This is a genomic window from Pedobacter sp. PF22-3 (genome assembly GCF_026239555.1).
GTDB lineage: Bacteria > Bacteroidota > Bacteroidia > Sphingobacteriales > Sphingobacteriaceae > Pedobacter.
On the sequence record NZ_JAPIVP010000016.1, the window covers coordinates 76,174 to 102,085 of the forward strand.

At 38.3% G+C, this 25,912-nt stretch carries 25 protein-coding genes; 9 read left to right on the plus strand and 16 right to left on the minus strand.

Annotation, left to right across the window (positions count from 1 at the left end; translation table 11 throughout):
• Positions 1-28 precede the first annotated feature (28 nt).
• Both OQX63_RS18455 and OQX63_RS18460 read right to left on the minus strand, forming a co-directional pair.
• On the minus strand, positions 29-898 hold the full coding sequence (locus OQX63_RS18455; protein ID WP_265852293.1) for a 1-aminocyclopropane-1-carboxylate deaminase/D-cysteine desulfhydrase: 870 nt from the start codon (positions 896-898) through the stop codon (positions 29-31).
• A gap of 65 nt (positions 899-963) precedes the next feature.
• Positions 964-1,995: a DUF6588 family protein gene (locus OQX63_RS18460; protein ID WP_265852294.1), complete on the minus strand. Its 1,032-nt coding sequence runs from the start codon at positions 1,993-1,995 to the stop codon at positions 964-966.
• A 104-nt stretch (positions 1,996-2,099) separates the two neighbouring features.
• Between OQX63_RS18460 and OQX63_RS18465 the strand changes: the two genes are divergently transcribed.
• The 3 genes from OQX63_RS18465 to OQX63_RS18475 all read left to right on the plus strand — a co-directional run bounded on the left by OQX63_RS18465 (position 2,100) and on the right by OQX63_RS18475 (position 4,845).
• Positions 2,100-3,128 (plus strand): RluA family pseudouridine synthase, encoded by a 1,029-nt coding sequence (locus OQX63_RS18465; protein WP_265852333.1) that lies wholly within the window; start codon positions 2,100-2,102, stop codon positions 3,126-3,128.
• Positions 3,129-3,131: 3 nt separating this feature from the next.
• Positions 3,132-3,971: an aminotransferase class IV gene (locus tag OQX63_RS18470; RefSeq protein WP_265852295.1), complete on the plus strand. Its 840-nt coding sequence runs from the start codon at positions 3,132-3,134 to the stop codon at positions 3,969-3,971.
• A gap of 127 nt (positions 3,972-4,098) precedes the next feature.
• On the plus strand, positions 4,099-4,845 hold the full coding sequence (locus OQX63_RS18475; protein WP_265852296.1) for a hypothetical protein: 747 nt from the start codon (positions 4,099-4,101) through the stop codon (positions 4,843-4,845).
• Between the two features lie 718 nt (positions 4,846-5,563).
• On the opposite strand, the gene fmt is transcribed toward OQX63_RS18475, so the two are convergent.
• Positions 5,564-6,472: a methionyl-tRNA formyltransferase gene (gene fmt / locus OQX63_RS18480; RefSeq protein ID WP_265852297.1), complete on the minus strand. Its 909-nt coding sequence runs from the start codon at positions 6,470-6,472 to the stop codon at positions 5,564-5,566.
• Positions 6,473-6,561: 89 nt separating this feature from the next.
• Between fmt and OQX63_RS18485 the strand changes: the two genes are divergently transcribed.
• Positions 6,562-7,605, plus strand: coding sequence for a DNA topoisomerase IB (locus tag OQX63_RS18485; RefSeq protein ID WP_265852298.1), 1,044 nt, complete (start codon positions 6,562-6,564; stop codon positions 7,603-7,605).
• A 32-nt stretch (positions 7,606-7,637) separates the two neighbouring features.
• Positions 7,638-9,506, plus strand: a complete 1,869-nt coding sequence (locus OQX63_RS18490; protein WP_265852299.1) for an ATP-binding protein — start codon at positions 7,638-7,640, stop codon at positions 9,504-9,506.
• A gap of 19 nt (positions 9,507-9,525) precedes the next feature.
• Here the strand turns inward: OQX63_RS18490 and OQX63_RS18495 are convergent, their stop codons facing one another.
• Both OQX63_RS18495 and OQX63_RS18500 read right to left on the minus strand, forming a co-directional pair.
• On the minus strand, positions 9,526-9,732 hold the full coding sequence (locus OQX63_RS18495) for a hypothetical protein (protein WP_090500192.1): 207 nt from the start codon (positions 9,730-9,732) through the stop codon (positions 9,526-9,528).
• 131 nt (positions 9,733-9,863) lie between these two features.
• Complete coding sequence (locus OQX63_RS18500) at positions 9,864-11,132, minus strand: DUF1343 domain-containing protein (RefSeq protein WP_322974484.1); 1,269 nt, start codon at positions 11,130-11,132, stop codon at positions 9,864-9,866.
• A gap of 176 nt (positions 11,133-11,308) precedes the next feature.
• Between OQX63_RS18500 and OQX63_RS18505 the strand changes: the two genes are divergently transcribed.
• Entirely contained in the window at positions 11,309-12,529 is a 1,221-nt protein-coding gene (locus OQX63_RS18505) for an ABC transporter permease (protein WP_265852300.1), read from the plus strand.
• Positions 12,530-12,683: 154 nt separating this feature from the next.
• On the opposite strand, the gene OQX63_RS18510 is transcribed toward OQX63_RS18505, so the two are convergent.
• A complete protein-coding gene (locus OQX63_RS18510; protein ID WP_265852301.1) occupies positions 12,684-13,127 on the minus strand; it encodes a hypothetical protein in 444 nt (147 codons plus the stop codon).
• Positions 13,128-13,163: 36 nt separating this feature from the next.
• Entirely contained in the window at positions 13,164-13,964 is an 801-nt protein-coding gene (locus OQX63_RS18515; protein ID WP_265852302.1) for a tRNA pseudouridine synthase A, read from the minus strand.
• A gap of 74 nt (positions 13,965-14,038) precedes the next feature.
• Between OQX63_RS18515 and OQX63_RS18520 the strand changes: the two genes are divergently transcribed.
• Positions 14,039-14,422 (plus strand): YchJ family protein, encoded by a 384-nt coding sequence (locus OQX63_RS18520; RefSeq protein ID WP_265852303.1) that lies wholly within the window; start codon positions 14,039-14,041, stop codon positions 14,420-14,422.
• A gap of 17 nt (positions 14,423-14,439) precedes the next feature.
• Here OQX63_RS18520 and mazG read toward each other — a convergent pair whose 3' ends face one another.
• The 6 genes from mazG to mnmD form a co-directional block, all read right to left on the minus strand.
• Positions 14,440-15,246 carry a nucleoside triphosphate pyrophosphohydrolase gene (mazG, locus tag OQX63_RS18525; protein WP_265852304.1) on the minus strand — a complete coding sequence of 269 codons (807 nt, stop codon included), beginning with the start codon at positions 15,244-15,246 and terminating at the stop codon, positions 14,440-14,442.
• 19 nt (positions 15,247-15,265) lie between these two features.
• Entirely contained in the window at positions 15,266-15,715 is a 450-nt protein-coding gene (locus OQX63_RS18530) for a hypothetical protein (RefSeq protein WP_265852305.1), read from the minus strand.
• A 13-nt stretch (positions 15,716-15,728) separates the two neighbouring features.
• Positions 15,729-16,025, minus strand: a complete 297-nt coding sequence (locus tag OQX63_RS18535; RefSeq protein ID WP_265852306.1) for a hypothetical protein — start codon at positions 16,023-16,025, stop codon at positions 15,729-15,731.
• A 1-nt stretch (position 16,026) separates the two neighbouring features.
• A complete protein-coding gene (locus tag OQX63_RS18540) occupies positions 16,027-17,136 on the minus strand; it encodes an AI-2E family transporter (protein WP_265852307.1) in 1,110 nt (369 codons plus the stop codon).
• A gap of 79 nt (positions 17,137-17,215) precedes the next feature.
• Positions 17,216-18,163 carry an aldo/keto reductase gene (locus tag OQX63_RS18545; protein WP_265852308.1) on the minus strand — a complete coding sequence of 316 codons (948 nt, stop codon included), beginning with the start codon at positions 18,161-18,163 and terminating at the stop codon, positions 17,216-17,218.
• Between the two features lie 216 nt (positions 18,164-18,379).
• Positions 18,380-19,048, minus strand: coding sequence for a tRNA (5-methylaminomethyl-2-thiouridine)(34)-methyltransferase MnmD (mnmD, locus tag OQX63_RS18550; protein WP_265852309.1), 669 nt, complete (start codon positions 19,046-19,048; stop codon positions 18,380-18,382).
• Between the two features lie 335 nt (positions 19,049-19,383).
• Here mnmD and OQX63_RS18555 point away from each other — a divergent pair, with 335 nt between their 5' ends.
• On the plus strand, positions 19,384-19,722 hold the full coding sequence (locus OQX63_RS18555; RefSeq protein WP_265852310.1) for an MmcQ/YjbR family DNA-binding protein: 339 nt from the start codon (positions 19,384-19,386) through the stop codon (positions 19,720-19,722).
• A 39-nt stretch (positions 19,723-19,761) separates the two neighbouring features.
• Here OQX63_RS18555 and OQX63_RS18560 read toward each other — a convergent pair whose 3' ends face one another.
• The 3 genes from OQX63_RS18560 to OQX63_RS18570 all read right to left on the minus strand — a co-directional run bounded on the left by OQX63_RS18560 (position 19,762) and on the right by OQX63_RS18570 (position 23,488).
• Entirely contained in the window at positions 19,762-20,226 is a 465-nt protein-coding gene (locus tag OQX63_RS18560) for a DinB family protein (protein ID WP_265852311.1), read from the minus strand.
• A 26-nt stretch (positions 20,227-20,252) separates the two neighbouring features.
• Positions 20,253-21,050 carry a DUF2625 domain-containing protein gene (locus tag OQX63_RS18565; protein ID WP_265852312.1) on the minus strand — a complete coding sequence of 266 codons (798 nt, stop codon included), beginning with the start codon at positions 21,048-21,050 and terminating at the stop codon, positions 20,253-20,255.
• A gap of 404 nt (positions 21,051-21,454) precedes the next feature.
• Entirely contained in the window at positions 21,455-23,488 is a 2,034-nt protein-coding gene (locus tag OQX63_RS18570; protein ID WP_265852313.1) for a M13 family metallopeptidase, read from the minus strand.
• A 351-nt stretch (positions 23,489-23,839) separates the two neighbouring features.
• Between OQX63_RS18570 and OQX63_RS18575 the strand changes: the two genes are divergently transcribed.
• Positions 23,840-25,828 carry a heavy metal translocating P-type ATPase gene (locus tag OQX63_RS18575; protein WP_322974486.1) on the plus strand — a complete coding sequence of 663 codons (1,989 nt, stop codon included), beginning with the start codon at positions 23,840-23,842 and terminating at the stop codon, positions 25,826-25,828.
• Positions 25,829-25,912: the final 84 nt, after the last annotated feature.

Below are 25,912 nucleotides of genomic sequence, written 5' to 3' on the forward strand. Positions count from 1 at the left end.
AAGTTTTCTTGTTAGCAAAAAGAACGCTTTAAAACTTATCTTTCATGCCAAAAAGGCCCATTAGGCCTCCTGTATGGATAGCCAATATGCTTTCATCTTTATCAATAATTCCTTTTTGTGCCAAATCCTGGATGGCATAAAACATTTTTGCTGTATAAACAGGATCTAAAAGCAGTCCGGTTTTTGCAGTAAAGGTTTTGATAAAGCTAATCAGTTCAGGAGTGGTTTTGGCATAGCCACCAAAATGATAATCAAGATGAAGTTTGAGATGTTCGGATACAGGTGTATACTGCGCAATTTCATCTTGAATAAAAGAAGCCCCTTTTAATACAGGTATGATATGCAACTTCGTATTTATACGGCGTTGCTGGATCCCGCTTAACAAACCTGCCGCTGTGGTTCCTGTTCCGGCAGCACAAAAAATGTGGTCGTATTGCGCTGTTAATTCGTCGATTATTTCTGCACAACCGATTGTTGCTTCAGTAGATGCCCCGCCTTCATTTATAAAATAAGCCTGTTCATCATGTGCAAAATGCTCTTCAAACAATTGAAGTTTATCCCGATAACTTTCACGGTCTGTAAAAATGAGTTTCATTCCAAATAAACTGCACAGCAATAACATCTCATTTTTTACTTCTTCGCCTCTCACAAAAGCAGTGGATTTCAGTCCCGAGCGTGATGCAGCAGCGGCTGTAGCAACCAGATGATTGGAATAAGCACCACCAAATGTAACCAGATGCGTTTTGTTTTCATCCTTTGCCTTAGCTAAAATATATTTGAGTTTGCGCCATTTATTGCCAGAAATGTAGGGGTCAATAAGATCATCTCTTTTAACAAAGAGGTTCTTGAAAGGTGCAAGTTCTACTTTCTGTACCGGGCTATATATTTCTTCGAACACGTGTAAAAATAAAAAACACCTGAATATATCAGGTGTTTTTAAACATTATTATATCTATAGGCTTATTATTTACCGATACCTAAGCCAATACCTGCATTAACCATGCTGTATTTTGCCTGAGTATACGAACCATAAAACTTAAAGAAACCAAACTTTAACTGAAAGCCTAAACTTCCTCTTACACCATTAATATCTCTTTGATTTACAGCAACCGGGTCAGTATAATTTACCGATTGGCCGTTACCGGTATCAAAAGAATAGGTACCTAAAGCCTTTAAATCAGTATTGGAAGTTTGATAACCCACACTGGCAAATGGCGTAAAGAATAAAATTTGTTTCGATACAATTGCGTCAAAATTTACACCGTTAAACCTGGCATCTATATGCTGGTTAGAGCCTGTTGAATTATTGATATTTAGTGGTAAGGTGTATTTATATTGTGTAAAACCACCAGCAATGGCAATGTCAACTGGAATAAGCTTTTCGGTAGTGGTTCCCATCAATAGTGGCAGCAATTCTACTTTAGCCCCAAAACCAATCATTGATAAACTTCCCAGGTCGCTGCCCAGTTTTATTTTAGGCATTGCCCTTAAGGTAACATCGATGTTTTTGGGCAACCCCAAAGTAGCTTGTAACTGTACCGCAGGTACAACATGGAAACCTAAACCTTTTGGAAGGTTAAAAAATGATGTTGTTGGCTGTCCATTACTGGTGTAGATCTGCATTTTTCCGCCAACCTCGTCGTTACCAAAAGCAGTAGGGCCTATAGATGAAGATCCAACTGCCGGTCTGATGTTTTTTAGACCTAATGTATTTACATCATAGCTGCGGGCAGACTGTGGTACAAAAGCACCCGAAACTGAAAAGCGGACATCGAATTTCAATAAACCTTTAGATTTTGCAGTATTACTCCAGCCATCCGTTAAGCCAATGCCCAAACCTTTGTATAAGGGATCGAAATAAGCATTGATTAATTTGGTTGCATCATCCGGGCCAGATTTAAAAAGATCGCCAACATTCTGTTGTGCGCTAGCCTTTTGAGCCATTACCAATAAAAATAAGGCACATGTGGCCTTTAAAGCGTAGCATTTTTTCATGTAAGGAAATTTAGAATGTTTTGATTATGAGTAAAGATAAGGCAGTTTTTCCGAAAACTGCAATCATTGAAAAAATCTTGAAGTTAAAAGTTTATTTTTGCGCCATGGAAAATGTGGTTGGTTTGCAGGAATCAGAAGAACAGGAATTATATGAGCACTTAAAAATTATTGTTGATAAGGGGCAGTCTTTGCTGCGTATCGATAAATTTTTGATGGTGCGCGTAGAAAATGCCTCAAGAAACCGGATTCAAAATGCAATTGATGCAGGGAATGTACTCGTCAACCAAAAACAGATCAAAGCGAGCTATAAGGTTAAGCCTTTCGACGAAATATCTATCGTATTACCTCATCCGCCGCGCGATACAGAAGTTTACCCAGAAGATATCCCGCTGGATATCATTTACGAAGACAGCGATTTGCTTGTGGTAAATAAAGTGGCTGGAATGGTCGTACACCCTGGTTTTAATAATTATACCGGAACATTGGTTAATGCTTTGGCATTCCACTTTGAACAACTTCCTCAACTGCCTGGCAATGACGGCAGACCAGGCCTGGTTCACCGTATTGATAAGGATACCTCTGGTTTATTGCTGATCAGTAAAAATGAAAAGTCGATTACACACCTTGCGCGTCAGTTTTTTGATCATAGCATTACCCGTAAATATATTGCATTGGTTTGGGGCGATATCGAAAACGATGGAACCGTAAACGGTTACATTGGCAGAAGTGTGAAGGACCGCCGGGTAATGGATATTTACGATGATGAAGAAAAAGGCAAATGGTCGGTAACGCACTATAAAGTATTAAAGCGATTGGGTTATGTTACTTTGATCAGTTGCGAACTCGAAACAGGCCGTACGCACCAGATCCGAGCACACATGCAACATATTGGTCATCCACTGTTTAACGATGCCATGTATGGTGGCGATAAGATTTTAAAAGGTACTACGTTTAATAAATACAAACAGTTTGTAGATAATTGTTTCGAATTGCTGCCCCGTCAGGCTTTACATGCACAAAGTTTGGGGTTTATTCATCCAACTACTAAAGCGTATATGTATTTTGAATCGCCATTGCCGCCTGATTTTAAAGCTGGTTTAACCAAATGGGAAAATTATATCGCTACATCATAAAATATGTTTCAGGATTACCTTTTATTTAATGATGAATTTTTGGCGGTTGATGCTCCGATATTAACAGCATCGAACAGAAGTTTCAAATTTGGAGATGGATTGTTCGAAAGTATGCGAATGATCAATAATAAGCTGCAATTTGCCGATTTACATGCCGATAGGTTAACTGCAGGTATGAAAGCGCTAAAAATTGACGGACATGCTTTAATGGATGATTATTTTTTGCGCCAGAAAACCGCCGATCTTTCAAAACGCAACAAATGGAATGGTAATGTTCGTTTCCGACTTTCTGTTTACAGGGGAGGAGCCGGGGTTTACATGCCCGAAATCAATAAGGCAGGTTATGTTTTGGAAGGTATTCCTTTAAAAATATCTGCTTATGAGTTAAACAGCAAAGGTTTGATCATTGATGTTTTTGACGAAATGACCAAACCCGTTAATAAACTTTCCAATTTTAAAACAGCCAATGCGCTGCTTTATGTTATGGCCGGACTTTTTAAAAGTCAGCAACGCCTGGATGAAGCCATGATCTTGAACCAATACGGTTTTCTATGCGAAAGTATCAGTGCCAATGTTTTTGTGGTCTATAATAAGCAGATTTATACCCCCTCTCTTGCTGAAGGTTGCATCAGTGGTGTAATGCGTACAGCAGTTATGCAATTGTGCAAAATGAACAATATGCCTTTAATTGAGGCGCAGATCAATCCGGAAATATTAAAAGAAGCTGAAGAAGTTTTTATTACCAATGCTACTCAGGGTATACAATGGGTAATGGGCTATGGCAGAAAACGTTATTTTAACGAGGTATCGAAGTTTTTGATCGAGAAATTGAATACATTGTAACCCCTATCCGTAATTTATCAGGAAGCAAATTTCTTTTTGCTTCGGCGATGTTACATTTATTTTTATCGGTTTGTGTTTACCTGAATGCTATTTTTAGTAATATTGGTTACACACAAATTTAACCGAAATGAAAAAATTACTCATGCTCGTAATGGCTTGCTATGGCCTGAACGCTCGTTCACAGCAGTTGAACGAATCCAGAAACTTTCTGTACTTCTATTCAGATTCTACAGTTTATGCGCAAAAGATCAGGTTACGCCCCGATTTTACCGGCGGTTGGTCGCTCAGGGCCGATTCAAGGCGGGTACCGGTATCCCAGGTCAAGTTTTTTAACAATCAGGATGGCTTTTTTGCGAACACCCGGAAACTCAGCCTTTTGGGTGAGGCCTCTTTTGCGGAGCGGATTATTGAAGGTAAACTCAATCTTTATCAGGAAGTAATTTATGATGATGTTCCGTTGGAAGGTGAATATTATGGATTTAGAGATTACAGGCGGCAGGCAGTAAACAACCGCATGTTTATTAACAAGGGTTATGCCGATCTAAAAAGGGTAAATTACCATAATTTAAATGATGCCATGGCTGATAACCCGAAAAGTTTAGCGCTTTTAGGACGATATAGGAATACTAAAATTACAGGTATTGCGATGTACGTGGCTGCAGGAGCTGCAATTATCGCCAGTGGGATTACGCTGATGTCGGAAGGTAAACAAGTAGGCACTACATTCGGCGGTATGCCAAAATATGCAGACCGCAGTTATACGGGCAGTTTTGTTTTGTTAGGTTTGGGGGCCGGTTTAAGTCTGGGAGGATTTCTTGTAGGCGAATCTGGTAAGAAGAATATAGAAAGGGCTATCGATAATTATAACCGATAGTAGAAAAATCGTCATCTCGACCGGAGCAACGCGAAGTGGAGAGATCTATCAAAACAGATTTCTCGACTGCGTTGCACTCCTCTCGAAATGACGGTAAATCCAGGGGGTACGCAGATTAATTACTGTCCTTCATATTGATTTTATAAATAAATTAGTAAAGCAAAACTTGAGGTACTTCGGTTTTGGTTGGGTTTATTTAAACCTGAATAGAAGCACTTTGTGGCCACTTAAACCCGATCAAAGCGGGATGCCAATTTCCTTCAAATTGGCAGAAGCGGGAGCGGGACTGCATTAACCTAAAAGCTACTGACACTGCTTTCCAGTCAGTTGCTTGTCATGCTGATCAGATAACTATCGGATTTAGTTCAGCATTCATCATGGTTTTAAAGAGCTGTTTATTCTTTTGGAAAGCAAAGCCTTTGGCGCTTCGGTTCCGCTAGTCCCGCCCTTTGCTTAATCCCGATGAATTTACTTTATAAGATAAATACTTCATAATCGGGATAACGGCTTTCGGTCGGGTTTATTTTACTGCTGACAGTAGCCATGCCATAGCCACCTAAACCGATCTATGTACCATTTCTTAAATAAAGAATTTAAACTTTAAAAGATCCTTCATTGCATTCAGGATGACATATAGTTTACTGCCGGTTATTAGACTTCAGATTCTGTAATTTCGAAATCCAGACTTAGGACTAAAGACTCCAGACTAAGAACTAACTTACAACCGCATTCCCCTTAAAAAATCTTCTATCAGCATCCGTTTTTTACCTTCGTACTGAATATCTAAAAGTTTGATAAAACCATCTTTAGCGGCAAATTTTAAATAGGTTTTGCCATCTGTTAAAAAGCCTCCGGCAACTATTCCCGGTTCTTGCTGTTCTATTTCAGCCTTAAACACCTTCAGTGTTTTATCATTTAAAAAAGTAAAGGCAGTAGGGTAAGGGCTCAGTCCGCGGATTAAATTATAAATCGTTTGAGCCTGATCGTTCCAGTCGATCTTGCAATCATCTTTGAAAATTTTAGGCGCATGTTTTAAGTCGCCGCTTTGTGGTTGCGGTTGTTCGTTAACTTCGCCAGCCTCAATAGCTTTAAGTGTTTTTACCAGCAGGTTAGCACCAATTTGCATCAGTTTATCGTGTAGGTCGCCGGCAGTTTCATCATCAGCAATGGGCGTACGATCACTGAGGATAATATTACCCGTATCGATTTCATGCGTAAGGAAAAAAGTTGTTACACCGCTTTCTTTTTCTCCTTTTATAATGGCGTGGTTTATCGGTGCAGCACCACGGTATTGTGGTAAAAGCGATCCATGCAGGTTAATCGTTCCTTTTGGCGGCATATTCCATACCACTTCTGGCAACATTCTAAAAGCCACAACTACTTGTAAATCGGCTTTATAAGATCTTAATTCCTCAATAAATTCAGGGTTCTTTAACTTTTCTGGTTGCAGAACGGGAATCCCTTTTTCTACGGCATATTTTTTTACTGCACTTTCATTCAGTTTTTGGCCACGTCCGGCAGGCTTATCTGGCGCAGTAACTACTGCAACTATATCGAAATTGGCTTGTACCAAGGCATCTAAAGAGGCTACTGCAAAATCGGGCGTACCCATGAAAACTATTTTCATATGAAAGTGTTGTGTTTTTAAATAACGTGGATATCCATGTTTAAGTTTTGCAAAATAACTAAAAATAAACCCATACTTAGAGGCAAAAAATGGTACAAGGCAAAGATGTTGTTAAAGCAAGTGGATTGGTGTACGTAACTGATACCATGCCTGGTATTTACCGTAAAGGAAAACCTGGAAAATTTTATTATGTAGATAAAGACGATAATAAAATTACTGAAGATAAACATCTGGACCGGATTAAAGCCCTGGTTATCCCACCTGCATGGCAAAACGTATGGATTGCCAATAAACCCAATGCTTATTTGCAGGTTACAGGAATTGATGCCGCGGGGCGTAAACAATACAAGTACCATGCAAAATGGACCAGCCGTCGAGCTGAAGATAAATATTTTCGCCTGCTCGAATTTGGTAAAGCCTTGCCCAAAGCCCGTAAAAATTTACAGAAAGACCTTCGCCGGAAAGACTTTGACGAACGTAAGGTATTGGCTATTTCAGTAGATGTACTGCAAAAAACGTTGATCAGGGTAGGAAATGAAAGCTACAAACAGCTATATGGCTCTTTTGGCCTGACCACCCTGCGTGATAAACATGTTAAGATAAATGGCAGTAAAATTACTATGGATTTTGTGGGTAAAAAGGGCGTGCATCAAAAATTAGAGCTTAACGATCTCTCGCTGGCTAAATTGGTCAAGAAATGTCGTGATATTCCGGGTCAGGATCTATTTCAGTTTTATACAAATGATGGAGAGCATAAAAGTATTGATTCTGGTAAAATAAATGCCTATATAAAGGAAATTACAGGCGATGATTTCACGGCAAAAGATTTCAGGACCTGGGGTGGTACGCTCGAAGCGCTTCGGCAGTTTGCCCAATGCCAGGTGAATGAAAATGCAGGTTTAAACAGTAAAAAACAAATTGTTGCCGTTTTAGATTGTGTAGCAAAAAAACTGGGTAATACACGGGCAGTATGTAAAAGTTCTTATGTTTACCCGCTTTTGCTTACGGCTTATGAGAATAATCAGTTAGATAAATACCTGAAAAAGATGAACAATCATTCTCTTAAAGGGAAAGTGAGTTTGGAACACAATGAAAAGGTGTTGTTATCCTTTTTAAAATCAGGTAGTAAGTAAAAAAGCAATTATATTTGTCCGTTTATCCTATTATGCAAATTAATCTCGACGATAAAGCCAATATTTTTAATACGCTTATAGAAGAGTCTCCAATGCCCATCGCGCTTTATACTGGAGAAAATATGGTTATTCAGGTGGCTAACAAAGCTATGCTTAAAGCCTGGGGCAGAGATTTATCGGTAATTGGTAAAGAATTGGCCCTCGCGCTGCCTGAGTTAAAAGATCAACCCTTTCTTAGTATTCTTGAGCAGGTAAGAAGTACTGCTATGCCTTATGAAGCCAAGGAAGATAAGGTGGTACTTTTAAATGATAATGTACTCCAAACTTTCTATTTCGATTTTACTTATAAACCGCTGCTTGATCAAGACGGTAATGTATGGGGTATTTTAAATAATGCTACCGATGTAACCGAACTCGTAAATGCCAAGTTTAAAGTAGAACATAGTGAAGCGCTATTCAGGCAAATGATTTACGATGCACCTGTGGCCATTGGTATTTTAAGGGGTAGAGATCTTATTATAGAAGAGGCCAATGACGAACTGTTAAAAATATGGAGGAAGAGTAAAGACATCATTGGCATAAAACTTTTAGATGGATTGCCCGAAATTGTCGACCAGCCTTTTCCAGAACTCTTGTTACAGGTTTATGATAGCGGAGTTGCCCATTACGGTTACGAAACCAAGGCGCGGTTGGAGCATAATGGGGCGGAAAGTGATTTTTATTTCAACTTTGTTTACGATCCTATTTTTGGCCAGGATGGCGAGGTTACTGGCATTATGATCGTGGCTAACGAAATTACCTTACAGGTGGTATCAAAAATGGAGGCTGCCAAAAGCGAAGAGCGTTTTCGTAATTTTATGTACGATATACCGATGGCTACGGCCTACTACCAAACAGAAAACATTGTTATCAGTTTGGCAAACGATGAAATGCTCCGGTTTTGGGGTAAGGATAAAAGTGTAATCGGTAAAACCGTTGCTGAAGCCATACCTGAATTAAACGTACAGCCATCTGTTGATGTTTTAAAGGAAGTATATCAAACAGGAATAACTTACCATGCTGATCAGGAAGAATTCGAGGTGATTATTGATGGTAAGGAAGAAAAGCGTTGGTTCTCTTTTACATATAAACCGATAAAAGATTCAAGTGGACACGTGTATGCCATTATACATGCCGCGATGGATGTGACCAAGCTAGTGCGGCTACAACAACAAAAAGATGAATTTTTAGGAATTGCCAGTCATGAATTGAAAACGCCAGTAACCAGTATTAAAGCCTATGCCCAGGTGCTCGAACGCATGATCAGCAATGATGGCGATGAAAAAAAGGCTACTATGGTACGTAAAATGGACCTGCAATTGAATCGGTTAACGGGCCTGATTGGCGATTTGCTTGATGTAACCAAAATTCAATCTGGCAAAATGACTTTTAATCCAGTCGAATTTGATTTTGATGCTGCTGTTGAAGATATTGTTGATGAAATGCAGCACATCAGTTCCAAACAGAAGATAATTTGTGATTTAAAGAGTAATGCAATCGTTTTTGCCGATAAAGAACGCATTGGGCAGGTGATTACCAATTTTTTATCTAATGCAATTAAATATTCTGTTGATGCCGTTGAGATTAACGTTGCCACTTTTAGCCAAGGTGGCGAAGTGATATTAAGCGTTAAAGATTATGGGATCGGTATTTCGGAGGATATGCAACACCTGGTTTTCGATCAGTTTTACCGTGTAGATGGCAATTTACAGCATACCTACCCTGGTTTGGGTTTAGGCCTTTACATCTCAGCCGAAATCATAAAAAGTGAAGGCGGCAGGATTTGGGTAAACAGTACTGTTGGACAAGGGGCCACCTTTTTCTTTGCACTAAAAACTAAATCGTTCAGATCATACAACTAATTGCAATCTGAACGATTATTTATGCTTTAGGAGCTTTCTTGATCGGGTGTACCGGCTGCTCTTCGTTTTCACGCTGTTTAGCCGGATTATTTGTCCGAACTGGCTTATTGGGCGTACTGTCGTTTTCTTTTCTCACTGTTTTGTGGTCAACAGGTTCTCTACCCTTTGGTACTTCTTTCTCGTAATTACTTCCGGGTTTATCACTTTTAACTTTTGGACCGCTCATGATGTAATAATTTAATGAATTTTGAATGATTGAATGGCACAACGCTTATCAATTACAAATCATAACAAACCGTTACCGGTTAAGTTTGAAAATAATTGCAAATGCAACTCAATTATTCTCTCATTCAATAATTAATTGTAAAGCAAATATTTCTTCCGCATCGTTTTGTAAGCACTCAAGCCTGGTTCCCAACTGGCTCTGATTTCTGCTTCGCTTCTACCGTCAATTACCTGCTGCCTGAAATCTGCAACACCAACTAATCTTTCAATAACGCCCATCTCTTTGCTCAGTTTAGTGTTAAAAAAGTCTTCTTTTTTTGGCGATGCCTGATATAATGAAATTAACCACGATAAATTGATCTGTTTTCTTTTGCGTAGCTCCGCTGTATCATAAGTTCTTAAATCTAAACCATAACAAACCTGATCCTGAAACAATGGTGTTTCAGACATTCCTTTTATACTTTTTGGCGTGAAACTAAAGTCGAATTTACCTTTAAGGTAAGGCGCTCCAACAATAGTAAAAGGAAACATGGTTCCACGGCCATGGTTTAAATAAGTGCCCTCAAATAAACAGGTAGATGGGTAAAGTAAAATAGATTGCTGTGTATTTAAGTTAGGCGAGGGTTTAACCGGTAAAGTATATTCCATGTTATGGTCGTAATTGGCATTTTTGATGATGGTTATTTTACATTTCACCCTATCTTTCAACCAGCCTTCACCATTTAACATTTGCGCATATTCGCCAACCGTTAAACCATGTGCAATGGGTATTGGCTGCACCCCAATGCCCGATTTAAATTTTGGATCTAAAATCGGTCCGTCGATTAAATAACCATTTGGATTTGGACGGTCTAAGATTAATAACATTTTATTGTTAGCGGCACAGGCTTCCATAACATGTTGCAGCGTGTTGATATAGGTATAAAAACGGACACCCACATCCTGAATATCGAATACCATAATATCAATATCGGCTAAATCTTCAGCTGTTGGCGTACTGTGTTTGCCATAAAGTGAGATGGCTTTTATGCCGGTTTTAGTATCAACATCATCTTTAACGGTGACGCCAGCGCTGGCATTTCCTCTAAAACCATGCTCAGGACCAAATATCTTCTGGATTTGCACACCTCTTTGTAACAGGCTATCAACCGATGTTTGCGCACCAATGATTGATGTAGGATTAACCACCATGCCCACACGTTTACCTTTTAATAGTGGCAGATACTTTTCGGTTTGTTCTGCACCGGTTTTAATCGTTGTTGGTAGTTTAACGGTCTTAATCATCAGTTTTTTATGCTCAGGGCTTTTCTTGCCCAAAACCTCCTGTTCTTTTGGCTTGGGCTGGCCACAGGCCGATAATGCAATTAAACTGGTTAAAGCAAAGCTGATATAATTTTTCATTGTAGTATATGCTAATCTTCCGGTATTATAATAAAACAATTTACAGCATATTTCATTTATGCTATTGGTGTTTCTCGTGATAAGTTAATGATTGATGTTTAAAGTTGGTTATTTATTTTCAAAAATGCCATTTTTAAAAAGGAATTGAGCATTTTTGTTAATACAAACTGATTAAATTGAATTTCGAATATTTCATAGCAGGGCGGATAGCCATTAAATCTGAACGTACTTTTTCAAAACTCATTGTCCGCATTGCAATAGCAGGCGTGATGCTGAGTCTGGCTGTTATGATTCTTTCTATAGCCATTATTAAAGGCTTTAAAACTGAAATCCAAGATAAGGTAAGGGGATATTTAGGCGATATACAGATTACCCGTTACGATCTGAACAATTCATTCGAGCATTCGCCCTTCGTACCTGATGCAGAAACGGAAAAGATGCTCAAAAACAATCGCGATATTGAATATTATTATCCTTTTGCTACAAAACCTGCTATTCTATCAGCCAATAATGAAATTGAGGGCATTAATTTTAAGGGAATAGATAAAAGCTACAAATGGGATTACATTAAACAGCATATTATCAGCGGTACCATCATCGATTTTTCTGATAGTACAGCAGCCATGCAAGAACTGCTGATCTCAAAATATACGGCCAATCGATTAAAACTTAAAACCGGTGATGATTTTATCATGTACTTTGTTCAAAACCAGTTGCGTCCGCGTAAATTTAAAATTGTAGGTATTTACGATATTGGTGTAGAAGATATTGATAAGGGTTTTGTGCTGGGCAACCTGAATATAATTAAACGCCTAAATAACTGGAAAGCTAATGAAATTGGTGGTATAGAAATCAGGATTAAGGATTTTAAGCGGCTTAAACCCATTTCTGATAACATTTATGAAAATCTCCCACGTAATTTACGCTCCTATTCCATTGAAGAAAATTTTCCTAATATTTTTACCTGGTTAGGCCTTCTAGATGTCAATACCAAAGTATTATTAATCCTGATGCTCATCGTAGGTGTAATTAATATGATTACGGCATTGTTAATTATGATTCTGGAAAAAACTAATATGATCGGGATGCTAAAATCTTTTGGGGCCAGCAACTGGAGCATTATGAAAATTTTCCTTTACAATGCTGCTTATTTAATTGGCATCGGCTTGTTACTTGGTAATATTCTGGGCTTGGGGCTTGGTTTCTTACAGCAGTCTACGCACATTTTTAAACTTAATCAGGCGTCGTACTTTTTAGCTTATGCACCTATAGAATTTCATTTTATTGATGTATTGCTGCTAAATATTGTTACGGTTGTGGTATGTTTAACCGTTTTGGTTATTCCTTCGTTATTGATCAGCAAGGTTTCTCCGCTTAAGGCCATCAGGTTTAAATAAAAAACTTGGGGCACCGGTCAGATCAGTTCCCGATGCCCAAGCAACCTAAACTAAGCTCTTGTTTGTCAACCTTCAACTTGTGTAATATCATGCTTCTAAAGGCTGAGGATAAGGTTTGGATGCTGATTAATTTAAAAACATAATCTATACCAAGCTAATTGCTTCTTTTTAAAATATATTCATAATCTATGGTAGCGTAGGTAGCAGGAGAAAAGTCTGCTTTTTTATTGAACCTTTTTCTCAGGGTTAAATCCACACCGCTGCTTCTAATATCGTATTCGCCATTTAAAATCATATTCCAATCAAAATCTGCCGTCCAGGCACCTTCATCCTCAAAATAACCAATACGATTTTTGAAAGTATAGGATCCTTTCCCGCTTAGTGGTTTTAAGTTAGCATTTGCGCCTGGCGTAATATTGAATTTTCCATTCCGTAATGAAATAGAAATTGGCCGGGTTTCGGGTACAGATTTATCACTATTGGTGATTACCAAAACACCTGCGTAATTACCATCCAGTAAAACATCTACGTTTGTGGATTTATTACAGCCCAAAGCTAAAATCAGGATGAAGAGGAAAATACAGATTTGGACTTTCATACTCCTTAAACGAAGTTGAAAATGAAAACGCTACAGTTAAATCGAAATCCACTCTATACCTTGGGTACTGTGGATAAATTCTGGTCGTGGTTCGAGGTTTAAATACGGATAAGTGACTTTTGAAAGGTATAAGCCAGTAGGATGTGCAGGTAATGATATTTTTGAAGGTTTAAGGGTAATCAGTTCGCTTTCGAATTCATCAAAACTGAGTTCTCCCTTGCCAACCATTAAAATTTTGCCCATAATTAAGCGGATCATTTTGCCCAAAAAGCGGTTGCTGGCAATATGAAACCTTAACCTGTCGCCCTTTGCGTTTACAAATAAATCTGCTTCCATTACATTGCATAAGGTATGTTCATATTTATCGGGGTGCGTACAAAAAGCCCTGTAATCTTTATATTGAGGTAATAATTTTACTACCGCCTTCATTTTATCAAAATCTAAGTGGTTTAATAGATAAAAGGAACTTTGGGTGCTTAAAAAAGGATCTTTATAGGTATGGAGAAAATAATCATATTTACGCTGTACGGCATCAAAACGGGCATGTGGTTTACCTTCCATTTTAATAATGTCGAATACCGCAATATTATAGGGTAAAGCTTTATTTAAAATGAAAAGCAGATCGAAATCAATCTCCCTTTCAATATCGGCATGAAAAAAAAATTGACTGGCATGTACTTGCGCATCGGTGCGTCCACACCCGTTAATGGCAGTTGGCGATTTTAAAATCTTCGACAGCGTTTGCTCTATAACTTCCTGAACGCTTTTAACTCCGGGTTGTTTTTGCCACCCACTAAAGTACTGGCCTTGATAGGCAATGTGAAAAAAATACCTCATTATTCTGCTGCAATTTTACGGAAATTTTAGCAGCGGGAATATTAAATCATACTTTTGTGCTGTAAATTTTAATCATGGATTTAATAAACTGTCCCTGTGGAAGTGGAATAACTTTTCAGCTTTGTTGCCAACCCTATCATTTCAAAACAAAAACAGCACCAACAGCCGAAGCTTTAATGCGTTCGCGATATTCGGCTTTTGTAGTAGCTGATGCAGATTATCTTTATGAAACCACACACATCAGTAAAAGAAAGAACCATTCCAAACGTGGTTATTTAAGCAGTGCAAAAAATACCAAATGGCTAAAACTCGAAATTGTTTTTTCAGATTTTGATACTGTCGAGTTCAAGGCCTATTATCTGAATAAGAAGTTCCAAACTGAAATATTGCATGAAAAATCTAACTTCAGGTTAGAAGATGGGCGATGGTATTATGTGGATGGGGAATTTTATGAATAAGATTATACTCCTTTTGGCTATAATTTCTTTGCTTCGTTCCAATACACATCCATTTCTGCAAGCGTCATATCGGCCAAAGCTTTTCCGTTTTCTTTTGCTTTGGTTTCGAGGTATTGAAAACGTTTGATGAATTTTTTATTGGTTTTTTCTAGGGCATTTTCAGGATTGATGTTGATGAAACGTGCATAATTGATCAACGAGAAAAGGACATCACCAAATTCTGATTCTGCTTTTTCTATATCAATGGCAGTATTGTCGGCAACATTGAATTCTGTTTTAAACTCTTGCAGTTCTTCCTCAACTTTTTCCCATACTTGATTTTTATCTTCCCAATCAAAGCCAACTCCACGGGCTTTTTCCTGGATTCGGGCAGCTTTAACCAAAGCGGGGAGTGACGATGGAACACCAGCCAACACCGATTTGTTGCCTTCTTTTAGTTTAATCTGTTCCCAGTTTCGCTTAACGTCTTCTTCGTTTTCCACCTCAACATCACCATAAATATGTGGGTGCCGGTTTACAAGTTTATCGCAAACGCCATTTAGAACATCGGTAATGTTAAAATCGTTGGTTTCGGAAGCAATTCTGGAATAAAAAACCAGATGCATCATTACATCACCAAGCTCCTTTTTAATTTCGTTTAAATCGCCATCTAAAATGGCATCACTTAACTCATAAGTTTCTTCTATGGTTAAATGACGCAGTGTTTCCATGGTCTGTTTTTTATCCCATGGGCATTGCGTACGCAGTGTATCTAAAACTGTAAGTAAACGTGTAAAGGCATCAGCTGGATTATTGGCGCTTGCAGGAATTGGATGATTAGGCATGTTTTATGTTGAACTAAATTTATCGAATGCTAAAGTACCAAACCCAAACGATTAAGAAAAGCTGAAAAGGAATTCTGAACCATAAATATTTTGGCCCCGGACCTGGCTTATACAAATCTTCGTAATTGATGCGGTTCTTGGCTGCGTAGATATTTGCTGGTAGAATGACTATATAGAAAATAATCAGCGCTATTCCGGTGAAATGCCTGGTGCCTGGTATCGCCAGTCCGATTGCAAATAAGATTTCCATAACTCCTGTTAAAAGTACAAGTTCTACTTTTTTAGGGATGAATAATGGAACCATGGCAGCCATACTGGTTTTAAATTTGAAATGGCCAATAGCAGTAAAAAGCAGCATCGCAGCCATAGCCATATTACCTGCAAAAATATTTCCTTTATCAAAGGTGGTGTGGGTGCCAAATGCCAATAGCGCAACATAAACGATTACGAGTACAAATAAAGGTTTCATTTAAGGAACTAATTTACTTTATTAAATTAAATGCAATTAAAATCGTAGCAATAAACAGTACCAACAGCCCTGATAAAAAGATGAAATCGGCTGCTTTTTCCAACCGCAGGCTTGTCATTCTTTGTCTTCTCATCGAAATAAAAGATAAGATACAGCTGGTCATAAAAAACATTACAGCAGCCACGGCAAATTCGTCAATTAGCGAACCATCGGTAAGTGCCAGCTTTTTTAAAGAGGTAAGCACAATGAAGCAGATCCCTAAGAGATTAGCAGAGGTGCTTAAAATATGTGGCGATCTGTTTTCGGCCATTTTAATCTTTTTCTTCTAATTTAATCTTTTTTGTAATCCGGTAAACGCGTTTCTTTTTATCGGGTTTATGTTCTTCACCCATTAATATGCCCCATGGTTTTAGGCTGTCTACTCTATCGAAAATTATTTTTAAGATGGCCAGATAAGGAATACATAAAAACATGCCTGAAATGCCCCAGATCATCTCGCCAACCACAATGCCGATAAAGGCAAATAAAGCATTTATTTTTACTTTTGAGCCCACTACTAATGGCATCAGTACATTACCGTCTATGGCATGTACACCAACAAAGGCAATAAGCACCAGCAGCACTTTACCAGCACCTGCCGTAGCAAAAGTAATCAAGCAGCTTACCAACAATGCGAAGAATATGCCCAGATATGGAACTACATTAAAAATACCTGCCACCAGGCCCAACAGAACCGCATATTTAACACCCAATAAACTCAGTACCGTAATCATTAACACCGTAACAATGAGCATTTGTAAAAACAAACCTATGATATATTTTTTAATGATATACTGGATCTGGCTCACAATTTCTGAAACTTTTTCTTTGTGCTCTTCACTAAAAACAGAAGTTAAAAAAGTAAATAAAACTCTACGGTAGTTTAAAATAAAAAAAGTGAATAGTAGGGTGAAACCTAAAAATAATAGTGTAGAGGATAGGGTAGATAGGGTTGTAGCCACAATTGCAGCACTGGTAGCTAAAGCTTTTTCTGTACTATCGTTTAAATAACTGAGTTGTTTCTGAGAATTTATACCGAAAGTATGCGAAATCCATTTTTGGAGTTCATGGTATGAAACATTTGCTTTCTCTTTAAGTAAGGGCCAATCTGCCCACAAATCGCTTAGTTGATTGCCAAAAAAGTATACAATACCTCCAATAACAGCAATCATGAGAATAACTGATAGCAAGGTTGATAAACTCCTTTTAAATTTTAATCTGTGCTCTAGAAAATTACCTACAGGTAATAATAAAATCGCCATTAAAAAAGAAAAAAGCAGGGGAGCCAGCAAAGAGTGGCCTAAAATGGCAATGTATGTTAAACTGATTAAACAGAAAAGAACCAGTGCCAGTTTGGGTAGAAAAGATAGTTTGTCTTTCATATATTTTAAAAATCCTGTTTAATACAAAATGCCCGATTAATTGTTTCATTAATCGGGCATTTAAATATAAGAGATTATTTTAATAGCTGCTCGCTTTATCTAAAAGAGAAATATCTTCTGCTGATAATTTTAAATTAGCGGCTTCAGTAAACGATTTTAATTGATTTAAATCGGTAACGCTTGCAATCGGAGCCGTAATTGATGGGTGATGAATTAACCAGGCCAGGGCTACAGAAGCTGGTTCAACACGGTGCTGCTCTGCAACCTGATCCAGTGCTGCTAAAATTTTAAAGCCACGTTCGTTCAGGAATTTTTTAACGCCTCCGCCACGCTGGCTTTTGTTCAGATCATTTTCGCTGCGGTATTTCCCTGTTAAGAAACCGCTGGCCAGCGAATAATAAACCACAACGCCCAAGCCATATTCCTGGCAGATTTTTTCGTGTTCCCGCTCAAAGTCTGCTCTATCGTAAAGGTTGTACCCCGGTTGGTAAACTTCGTAACGCGGTAAACTATTTTTGGTGGAATAAATCAACGATTCTTTAAGTCGATCGGCGGAAAAATTCGATGCTCCGATCCAACGGACTTTACCAGCCTTGATTAAAGTTTCGTAAGCACTTAGGGTTTCTTCAACAGGGGTGCTTTCGTCATCAAAGTGAGAAAAGTAAAGATCGATATAATCGGTTTGCAAGCGCAATAAAGAATGTTCTACTTCGTTGATGATGTAATCTCTCTTCAACGATTTGCCTTGCCCCATATCTGAACCTACTTTGGTTGCGATAATAATGTTGTGACGCCTGTTGTGTTTTTTTAGCCAGTTACCAATGATCGTTTCCGATTCGCCACCACTATTGCCAGGTGCCCAACGCGAATATACATCTGCCGTATCGATAAAATTGAAACCACTTTCTACAAATTGGTCTAATATTTCAAACGACTTCTTTTCATCAATCGTCCAGCCAAAAACATTTCCTCCAAATACGATGGGTGCAATATCTAAATCGGTTTTTCCTAAGGTTCTTTTTTCCATGATATGAATGTTAATACCTTTCTAACAAAATTAGATGACGTAGGTTTTAGGGGAGTAGTCTGAGTTTATGAAAAATGTTCTATTTCAACTGCATAGGACTCAAGAATTTGACAAAGTGCACAGCTTTTGGCGTATACGCTTTCATCACAGAGACGTAAAGAAAGATATTTGTGGAAAGTTTACTTCGGACTTTCGGACATCAGACCTCTGATTATTTTAACCTTCCATCTTAACTGCACGCAACATTTCTCTTTTTCCCGGGGCGCCTGGTAATTTTTCGATAGTAAATCCACAGGCTTTAAGAGCCCTTTTTAGTTTGCCAGTAATGGCGTAGGTAACAAAAGTACCACGGGGTTTTAAGAAACTGCAGGCGTGTGCAATAATTTCATCACTCCACATTTCGGGTTGGTGCTGTACAGAAAATGCATCGTAATAAATCAGGTCAAATTGGTTATCGCTGCGGTATTCGGCCAATGTAGTATGCGGAATTTCTAAGGTGCAATGTGGAGTTAATTTTTGTGGTGCTTTTAATGCTTCCTGATAATTTGAAAAAAACTCAGTCCATATTTCTTCAGGAACATATGCCGCATAACCTGTTTGCTTTATTATATCTGTAGTAAGCGGAAAGGCCTCAATGCTAGTATAGCTAAGGTTAAGGTTGTTTGCCGCACAATATTCGAAACTTAAAATAAAGTTCAGTCCAGTACCAAAACCGACTTCCAAAATGGAAATTTCAGCTTGGTTCGCGGATGCGAATTTCAAACCGGCATCAATAAATACATGTTTGCTTTCCTGCAGCGCACCATGTTTGCTATGGTAATGTTCGCCTATGGTTTCGTTATAAAGCGTATTGGAACCATCTGCAGTAGGCGTAATTATATTCATGAGCATGGACTATTTTGTTTTTGAAGGTAATGGTGCAAATATAGGAACAGGATTGATAGGATTTTTAGATTTCAAGATCAATGTGCGGTTCCAGGATTTAATGAGTAAAAATTAATTAGTCAAAGATCACATTTGTCTTTATACTTGTGTCTTATACTTTCGGCTGTCCAACTTAATCATCGGACTTCTGAGTCCTGACCTCTGATTTTTTTCTCTTTCAGCTTTAATCTTTTGTGTTTAGCTTTGGTCTGACCCTAAACCCTAAACCCTAAACCCTAAACCCTAAACCCTAAACCCTAAACCCTAAACCCTAAACCCTAAACCCTAAACCTTAAATGGATATCGAATCTTTCAGAGAATATTGTTTGAGTTTACCCGGCACTACAGAGGGTATGAAATGGGAGCATCTGTGTTTTATGATAGAGGAGAAAATCTATGTAATTATCGCTATTGATGAGGGTAGCCGTTTTTCTATCAAATGCAATCCGGATGAATTTGATGAACTCGCTGCCCGAGATGGCATTGCGCAGGCCTATCATATGGCAAAGCGGCAATGGATTCAGATTGAAAATTTGGATGTGTTGAACGATAAAGAGTTAAAAAAAAGGGTGGCCGATTCCAGGGCGATGGTTTTAGCTAAATTACCTAAGAAAACGCAGGCCAGGTACGCTTAAATTTTTCTGTTGAAACGTAGAATATTTTAATGCAATTTTCTATACCAACTTTTTTAAGGCCATGATGTAGCCGATATGTAGTCCTTCATGAAAAGGGATAAAGTTTATGGCATCTTCTATGGAATTTAATTTCATGCCGTAACGCTTATCCCAAGGGTCGAACTTTAGAAAAATACCACCCGAATAATCGATGGCTAAACGATCCATGCTATTTAAGAATGTATCAAAAATGGAATCAATCTCTGTCTGCTCAATAAAATTTTCTGGTTTTGTTCCGCTTAAAAATGGCGAAAAATGTTCTTCTGTAACCGTTACTGCTATGCCCGATCTTACATAACACAGGTTTTGCTGTGCAGCTGTTAAATGGCCAATGTTCCAGATGATGTTATTGTTAAAACCTACGGGGATTTTGTTTAATTGTGCTGTGTTTAAGTTTTTTACCAATTCTAGAACAAAAGCTCTGGTATTTTTAATCTGGGTGATCGTAGCAATTGTATTGGACATCAAATTGTTTTATAAATGGCTATTTATTATTCGTTTTTTGTTTCTTCCGCTTTGGTCTCGTCTTTTTTAATGCCTTTGTCAGCATTAAGCTCTTTCGACTTCATAATATTAAAACGGTACATTTCTTCAATCCCAACAAGTTTTCGCGTACATTTATCAATGTCTGTTCCTTCTTCCCATAAATACGGGCGGAAACTATAGGTTTTGGTGCCATCCAAATTTGCAATAAACTGATCCCAGCTGTTCCAGCGTAATCCTTTATAAAATTTAGAGAGATCACTATCGAAACAAAAAACAAGGAATTCACCATAACCAGCCCCAAGCGGTTGCCAGGTCAGTGTGTTTGGTTCAAGATAATACACGTTTTTGATGTCTTTGCCTAAACCACCGTAATTAATGGCAAAAAAACCGCCTACAGCATCATCTGCAATTAAAAGATAGGGCATGTTGTCGCCATATTCTTTTAAGGTTTTTCCTTTATTCCAATCGGCTACATTTCTGCTTAATCTTTCGCTACCTGAACCTAAAATTCTAATCCAGCCATTATCAACCATAATGCCCCCGGTATTATAAATTACCGAACCAAGTGTGGCATAGGTTGTCATTTGTGAATGATATAAAACCTCTTTTGCCTTTGTGGAATCAACGGGTAGTATTTCCACCTTGTTTTTTGCAGAATCAATCCATTTTTTCACCAGTGGCCATGCAGGATCTGTTTTATTAATTAATTTCTCAAGACTGATCAAATTATTTTCCTGAGCAAAACCTGTGAGGGAAAATAAGGTTAAAGCAAAGATAAAGAGAAAGGTGATTGGGTTTTTCATGGATAGGGTACTTATGTTTTTTCAAAGATAGAACGATAATTGGAATTGCTGAAAGGAGCAGGATAATTTTTGATTTAGGTAAAGCATTGAATTAAATTATTGGTTCTTGAGGACACTGACTATGGCACTTAGAATGACTGTGGTGTTGGATGTTACCATCCTACACGGGGAAAATCATCAATGTCAACGGCTTTTGTTTGTGATAAGATGAAACCAAGGCAGATTGAATTAATGCTTTTGGTAAGTGTCAGATGGAAACATCTGACAGCACAGCTATAAAAAAAACGTCCCGAAAATAATCGGGACGCCTGTAATATTGGGGTGATGTAATAATTGAATTAATGTTGAGGGGAAAGAAAATCTTAAGCCTTACACCCTCCATCTTTCAGCCTTCAACCTCAAAACTACCACATTCTAATTCTGTTTTCTGGTTTTTTATATAGCTTATCGCCAGGTTTAACATCAAAAGCTTCATACCATGCATCCATATTTACTGGTGCACCAATGGTACGGTACTGACCTGGCGAATGTGGATCTGTTTTAATTAATTGAGCCGCACTTTCAGGTAAAATGTTACCTCTCCATACCTGCGCCCAAGCCAGGAAGAAACGCTGATCTGGTGTAAAACCATCAATTTTCTCGTTGCTTTGTCCTTGTTTGGTCATTTTGAAAGCTGTATAAGCTGCATTTAAACCTCCTAAGTCGCCAATGTTTTCGCCCATGGTTAATTTACCGATTACATGAATGGTATCTAATACGGTATAAGCATCAAACTGTTCACCCAAAGCTTTGGTTTTAGCATCAAATTTAGCTTTGTCTTCAGCTGTCCACCAGTTTTTTAAGTTACCAGCGGCATCATACTGACTTCCGCTGTCATCAAAACCATGGCTCATTTCGTGACCAATTACAGCACCTATACCGCCATAATTAACAGCATCATCCGCATTTGGATCAAAGAAAGGGAATTGTAAAATACCAGCAGGGAAAACAATTTCGTTTAGCGTAGGACTATAGTAAGCATTAACCGTTGGAGGCGTCATTCCAAAACGTTTGCGATCAACAGGTTTACCTAACTGACTAATCATTTCGTTATAGCCCCAAATACTTGCACTGCGCAAATTTTGGAAGTAAGTATCTTTATTAATCATTAAACCATCGTAGTTTTTCCACTTTTCAGGATAACCCACTTTTGGTGTAAATGCATGTAATTTAGCCAAGGCCTTTTGTTTGGTTTCAGGGCTCATCCACTCTAAACCATTAATCCTGATTTCGAATGCTTTACGCAGGTTCACAATCATCTGGTTCATGCGTTCTTTAGCTTCTGGCTTAAAGTATTTGGCTACATAAAGCTGACCTAATAATTCGCCAATAGTTCCATCTGTTAAAGATGACATGCGTTGCCAACGTGGTGTTTGTACTTTCTGCCCAGTTTGAGCCTGTGTGAAAGCGAAACTCGCCTTCACAAATGGAGAACTTAAGCTAGAAGCAGAACCTTTTAAAATGTTCCATTCCAAATAGGTTTTCCAATCTTCAACAGGAATCGATTTCAACATTCCATCCAGGCTTGCCATAAATTTTGGCGATGAAACCAGAACAGTGTCTTGATTTTTGATTTTGAATTTTGGTAAATAGGTTTTCCAGTTAATATCTGGCGTTTTTTGGTTCAGTTCGGCAACGGTAAGCTTGTTATAGGTGGCGTAAGGATCACGCATTTCTAAACGGCTCATCTGCGCTTCAGCAAATTGCTTTTCGATTTTGTAAACCGTTGCTGCTTTTTGTTTGGCTTCTTCTGCGGTACTTCCTGTTAAGGTAAATAAAGTAGCCATGTAGGTGTTGTAAGCATCGCGGATCTTAATACTTCGCGCATCATCTTTCAGGTAATAATCACGGTCTGGAAGTGTTGTGCCACCCTGACTAATATTCACCATGTATTTGTTTACGTTCTTGCGGTCTTGGCCAACGCCCAAACCAAACATTCCTCCCCCCAAACCATTTGTTCGCATGTAGGCTACCTGATCCAGCACTTCCTGAATGTTTTTGATTTGCTTAATTTTTGCTAAATCGGCTTTTATTGGTGTATAGCCCAATTTTTCAATGGTTGCGCTATCCATGGCAGCCGAATAAAAATCGCCAACCCTACGCTTAACAGAACCTGCGGGAGCAGATTTATCGGCAGCTGCATCTTCCACTAAAGATTTAACGGCATTGATATTGAAATCGCGAAGTTCGTTAAATGAACCCCAGCGTGTTTCTTTGGCAGGAACTGGATTGTTTTTTATCCAATTGCCACTCGCATAGGTGTAGAAATCGTCGCCTGGCTTAACGGATAGATCCATGTTGGCAGGGTCGATAAATTTTTTTGTTTGTGCATTTGCAGAAAAGCCAGCAGCGACTATACCCAGCGCCGCAAAACATCTTTTCAAATTTTGGTATTTCATTCGCTTAATAAGTTAATAATGATGCGAAATTTATGAAATACTAATTAATACTGGTGTTATATATTAAGAATATTACTTGTTAAACCAGTAGTAAATTTTTGCTAAGCCAAGCCGCCTGATCAAGTTGGATGCTGAAAAAGGAATTTTGATAGATTTCATGATTTTAAATCTTTTATATCACTATTAACATTTTTTAACAAAATTTATTGTGTACTTGTAAAAATTATTGCTATCAAGAATGATTCGGAATAAAGCATATTATTTTCCATAAATTTGAAACACTTATCCAAATCTCGTATGTTTTCAAAAACTTTGAGGTTTTGGAAGTGTTAAGAAAAATATAGTATATAAATGAGCCATTCACACGATAGGGAAGATAGCTGTTGCAGCAGTAAAGTACATTCCGAACCAAAACATACCCATAGCCATGATCACGCACATGAAGAAGGCGACGAACATGACCACGACCATGGTGGAGATCCATCAGCCTTTAAAACGTATTTGCCAGCCATCGTAACATTGGGTATGCTGTTGATCGGAATTGCGTTTGATAATCTTTTTAAGGTTCCGGCATTTCAGGTTATTCGCCCTTATTGGTATATCGTGGCTTATTTACCAGTGGGTATTCCGGTTTTACGTGAAGTTTGGGAAACATTTAAAGCCAAAGATTTCTTTACCGAGTTCTCTCTGATGTCTATCGCTACCATTGGCGCTTTTGCTATTGGAGAGTATCCGGAAGGTGTAACGGTTATGCTTTTCTACACTATTGGCGAGTTGTTTCAGATGGCTGCGGTAAACCGTGCCAAAAGAAATATTAAAGCATTACTTGATGTTCGGGCAGAAGTGGCACATGTATTTCGAAATGGAAAATACGAAGATATTAATCCTGAAAAGGTAGAAATTGGCGAAACGATACAGGTAAAGGCTGGTGAAAAAATCCCTTTAGACGGAGAATTGATCAGTGATAGAAGCAGTTTTAATACCGCTGCTTTAACCGGCGAGAGCAAACCGCGCACCATTAATAAAGGTGAATCGATTTTGGCCGGGATGCTTAATCTGGATAACTTGGTCGAAGTTAAAGTTACTAAAGCCTTTGCAGATAGTGCATTGTCGCGTATTTTGGAAATGGTTCAAAATGCCACTACACGCAAAGCCAAAACCGAACTTTTTATCCGCAAATTTGCGAAAATATATACCCCAATCGTTTTCTTTTTAGCCCTTGAGCTGGTTACTCTTCCAATTTTAATTTTAGGAAGCGAATATCACTTCCAAACCTGGCTGTATCGTTCGTTGGTTTTCCTGGTTATATCGTGCCCATGTGCTTTGGTGATTTCAATCCCATTGGGTTATTTTGGGGGAATCGGTGCGGCATCAGCAAATGGCATTCTTTTTAAAGGGTCTAATTTCCTTGATTTGATTACCAAGTTGAACACCGTTGTAATGGATAAAACAGGAACCTTAACAAAAGGTGTTTTTAATGTTCAGAAAGTAGAAAGCAGTATAGATGAAGCAGATTTTTTAAACTTATTAACGGCTGTAGAAGCCAAATCTACCCATCCAATTGCGAGGGCTATTGTAGCGTATGCAGGCCAGAAAGAAATTCATCCTGCCGATAACATGGAGGAAATTGCCGGGATGGGTTTGAAGGGCTTTGTTAATGGTAAGGAGGTTTTAGCAGGTAATGTTAAGCTTTTGGAGAAATTTAATATTGATTTTGACCCTAAAATTGCATCCATAGAAGAAAGTATTGTTGTGGTTGCTATCGACCAGAAGTATGTTGGTTATGTGCTCATTGCAGATGAAATAAAAGAAGATGCCGCCGAAGCCATCAAACAGCTCCATGAAAACGGAATTAAACAGTTGGTCATGTTAAGTGGGGATAAAACCTCAATCGTTAAGAAAGTAGCTTCAAGTTTAGGAATCGATACTTATTTTGGGGACTTATTACCTGAAGATAAGGTTGCCAGACTGGAAGCAATTAAAAGTGACAAAAGCAATGTGGTAGCCTTTGTTGGCGATGGAATTAACGATACACCAGTGTTAGCCATTAGCGATATTGGCATTGCAATGGGTGCAATGGGTAGCGATGCCGCTATTGAAACAGCTGATGTGGTTATTCAAACCGATCAACCCTCTAAAATTGTTACTGCGGTAAAAATAGGTAAAGCAACCAAAAATGTAGTGATCCAAAATATCGTGTTGGCATTTGCTGTAAAAGCAATTGTTTTAATTTTAGGTGCGGGAGGAATAGCAACCATGTGGGAGGCTGTTTTTGCCGACGTTGGTGTGGCACTTCTGGCGATTTTAAATGCGGTGAGAATTCAGAAGATGAAGTTTTAGTACATTTATACTTTTACCATTAAGAAATTAAGATAGTTAAGGAATTGCCTAAAACTTAATGTCCTTAATTTCTTAAGTGTAAGT

Excerpts from the sequence above, each read along its gene's own strand:
- mazG (WP_265852304.1), bottom strand. The coding sequence starts at position 15,246 with ATGCCTAATCATCCAATTCCTGCAAGCGCCAATAATCCAGCTGATGCC.
- OQX63_RS18565 (WP_265852312.1), bottom strand. The coding sequence starts at position 21,050 with ATGAAAAACCCAATCACCTTTCTCTTTATCTTTGCTTTAACCTTATTT.
- OQX63_RS18530 (WP_265852305.1), bottom strand. The coding sequence starts at position 15,715 with ATGAAACCTTTATTTGTACTCGTAATCGTTTATGTTGCGCTATTGGCA.
- OQX63_RS18495 (WP_090500192.1), bottom strand. The coding sequence starts at position 9,732 with ATGAGCGGTCCAAAAGTTAAAAGTGATAAACCCGGAAGTAATTACGAG.
- OQX63_RS18470 (WP_265852295.1), top strand. The coding sequence starts at position 3,132 with ATGTTTCAGGATTACCTTTTATTTAATGATGAATTTTTGGCGGTTGAT.
- OQX63_RS18520 (WP_265852303.1), top strand. The coding sequence starts at position 14,039 with ATGGATTTAATAAACTGTCCCTGTGGAAGTGGAATAACTTTTCAGCTT.
- OQX63_RS18515 (WP_265852302.1), bottom strand. The coding sequence starts at position 13,964 with ATGAGGTATTTTTTTCACATTGCCTATCAAGGCCAGTACTTTAGTGGG.
- OQX63_RS18485 (WP_265852298.1), top strand. The coding sequence starts at position 6,562 with ATGGTACAAGGCAAAGATGTTGTTAAAGCAAGTGGATTGGTGTACGTA.
- OQX63_RS18555 (WP_265852310.1), top strand. The coding sequence starts at position 19,384 with ATGGATATCGAATCTTTCAGAGAATATTGTTTGAGTTTACCCGGCACT.
- OQX63_RS18540 (WP_265852307.1), bottom strand. The coding sequence starts at position 17,136 with ATGAAAGACAAACTATCTTTTCTACCCAAACTGGCACTGGTTCTTTTC.
- OQX63_RS18575 (WP_322974486.1), top strand. The coding sequence starts at position 23,840 with ATGAGCCATTCACACGATAGGGAAGATAGCTGTTGCAGCAGTAAAGTA.
- OQX63_RS18500 (WP_322974484.1), bottom strand. The coding sequence starts at position 11,132 with ATGAAAAATTATATCAGCTTTGCTTTAACCAGTTTAATTGCATTATCG.
- OQX63_RS18535 (WP_265852306.1), bottom strand. The coding sequence starts at position 16,025 with ATGGCCGAAAACAGATCGCCACATATTTTAAGCACCTCTGCTAATCTC.
- OQX63_RS18475 (WP_265852296.1), top strand. The coding sequence starts at position 4,099 with ATGAAAAAATTACTCATGCTCGTAATGGCTTGCTATGGCCTGAACGCT.
- OQX63_RS18570 (WP_265852313.1), bottom strand. The coding sequence starts at position 23,488 with ATGAAATACCAAAATTTGAAAAGATGTTTTGCGGCGCTGGGTATAGTC.
- OQX63_RS18560 (WP_265852311.1), bottom strand. The coding sequence starts at position 20,226 with ATGTCCAATACAATTGCTACGATCACCCAGATTAAAAATACCAGAGCT.
- fmt (WP_265852297.1), bottom strand. The coding sequence starts at position 6,472 with ATGAAAATAGTTTTCATGGGTACGCCCGATTTTGCAGTAGCCTCTTTA.
- OQX63_RS18490 (WP_265852299.1), top strand. The coding sequence starts at position 7,638 with ATGCAAATTAATCTCGACGATAAAGCCAATATTTTTAATACGCTTATA.
- mnmD (WP_265852309.1), bottom strand. The coding sequence starts at position 19,048 with ATGAATATAATTACGCCTACTGCAGATGGTTCCAATACGCTTTATAAC.
- OQX63_RS18545 (WP_265852308.1), bottom strand. The coding sequence starts at position 18,163 with ATGGAAAAAAGAACCTTAGGAAAAACCGATTTAGATATTGCACCCATC.
- OQX63_RS18465 (WP_265852333.1), top strand. The coding sequence starts at position 2,100 with ATGGAAAATGTGGTTGGTTTGCAGGAATCAGAAGAACAGGAATTATAT.
- OQX63_RS18460 (WP_265852294.1), bottom strand. The coding sequence starts at position 1,995 with ATGAAAAAATGCTACGCTTTAAAGGCCACATGTGCCTTATTTTTATTG.
- OQX63_RS18510 (WP_265852301.1), bottom strand. The coding sequence starts at position 13,127 with ATGAAAGTCCAAATCTGTATTTTCCTCTTCATCCTGATTTTAGCTTTG.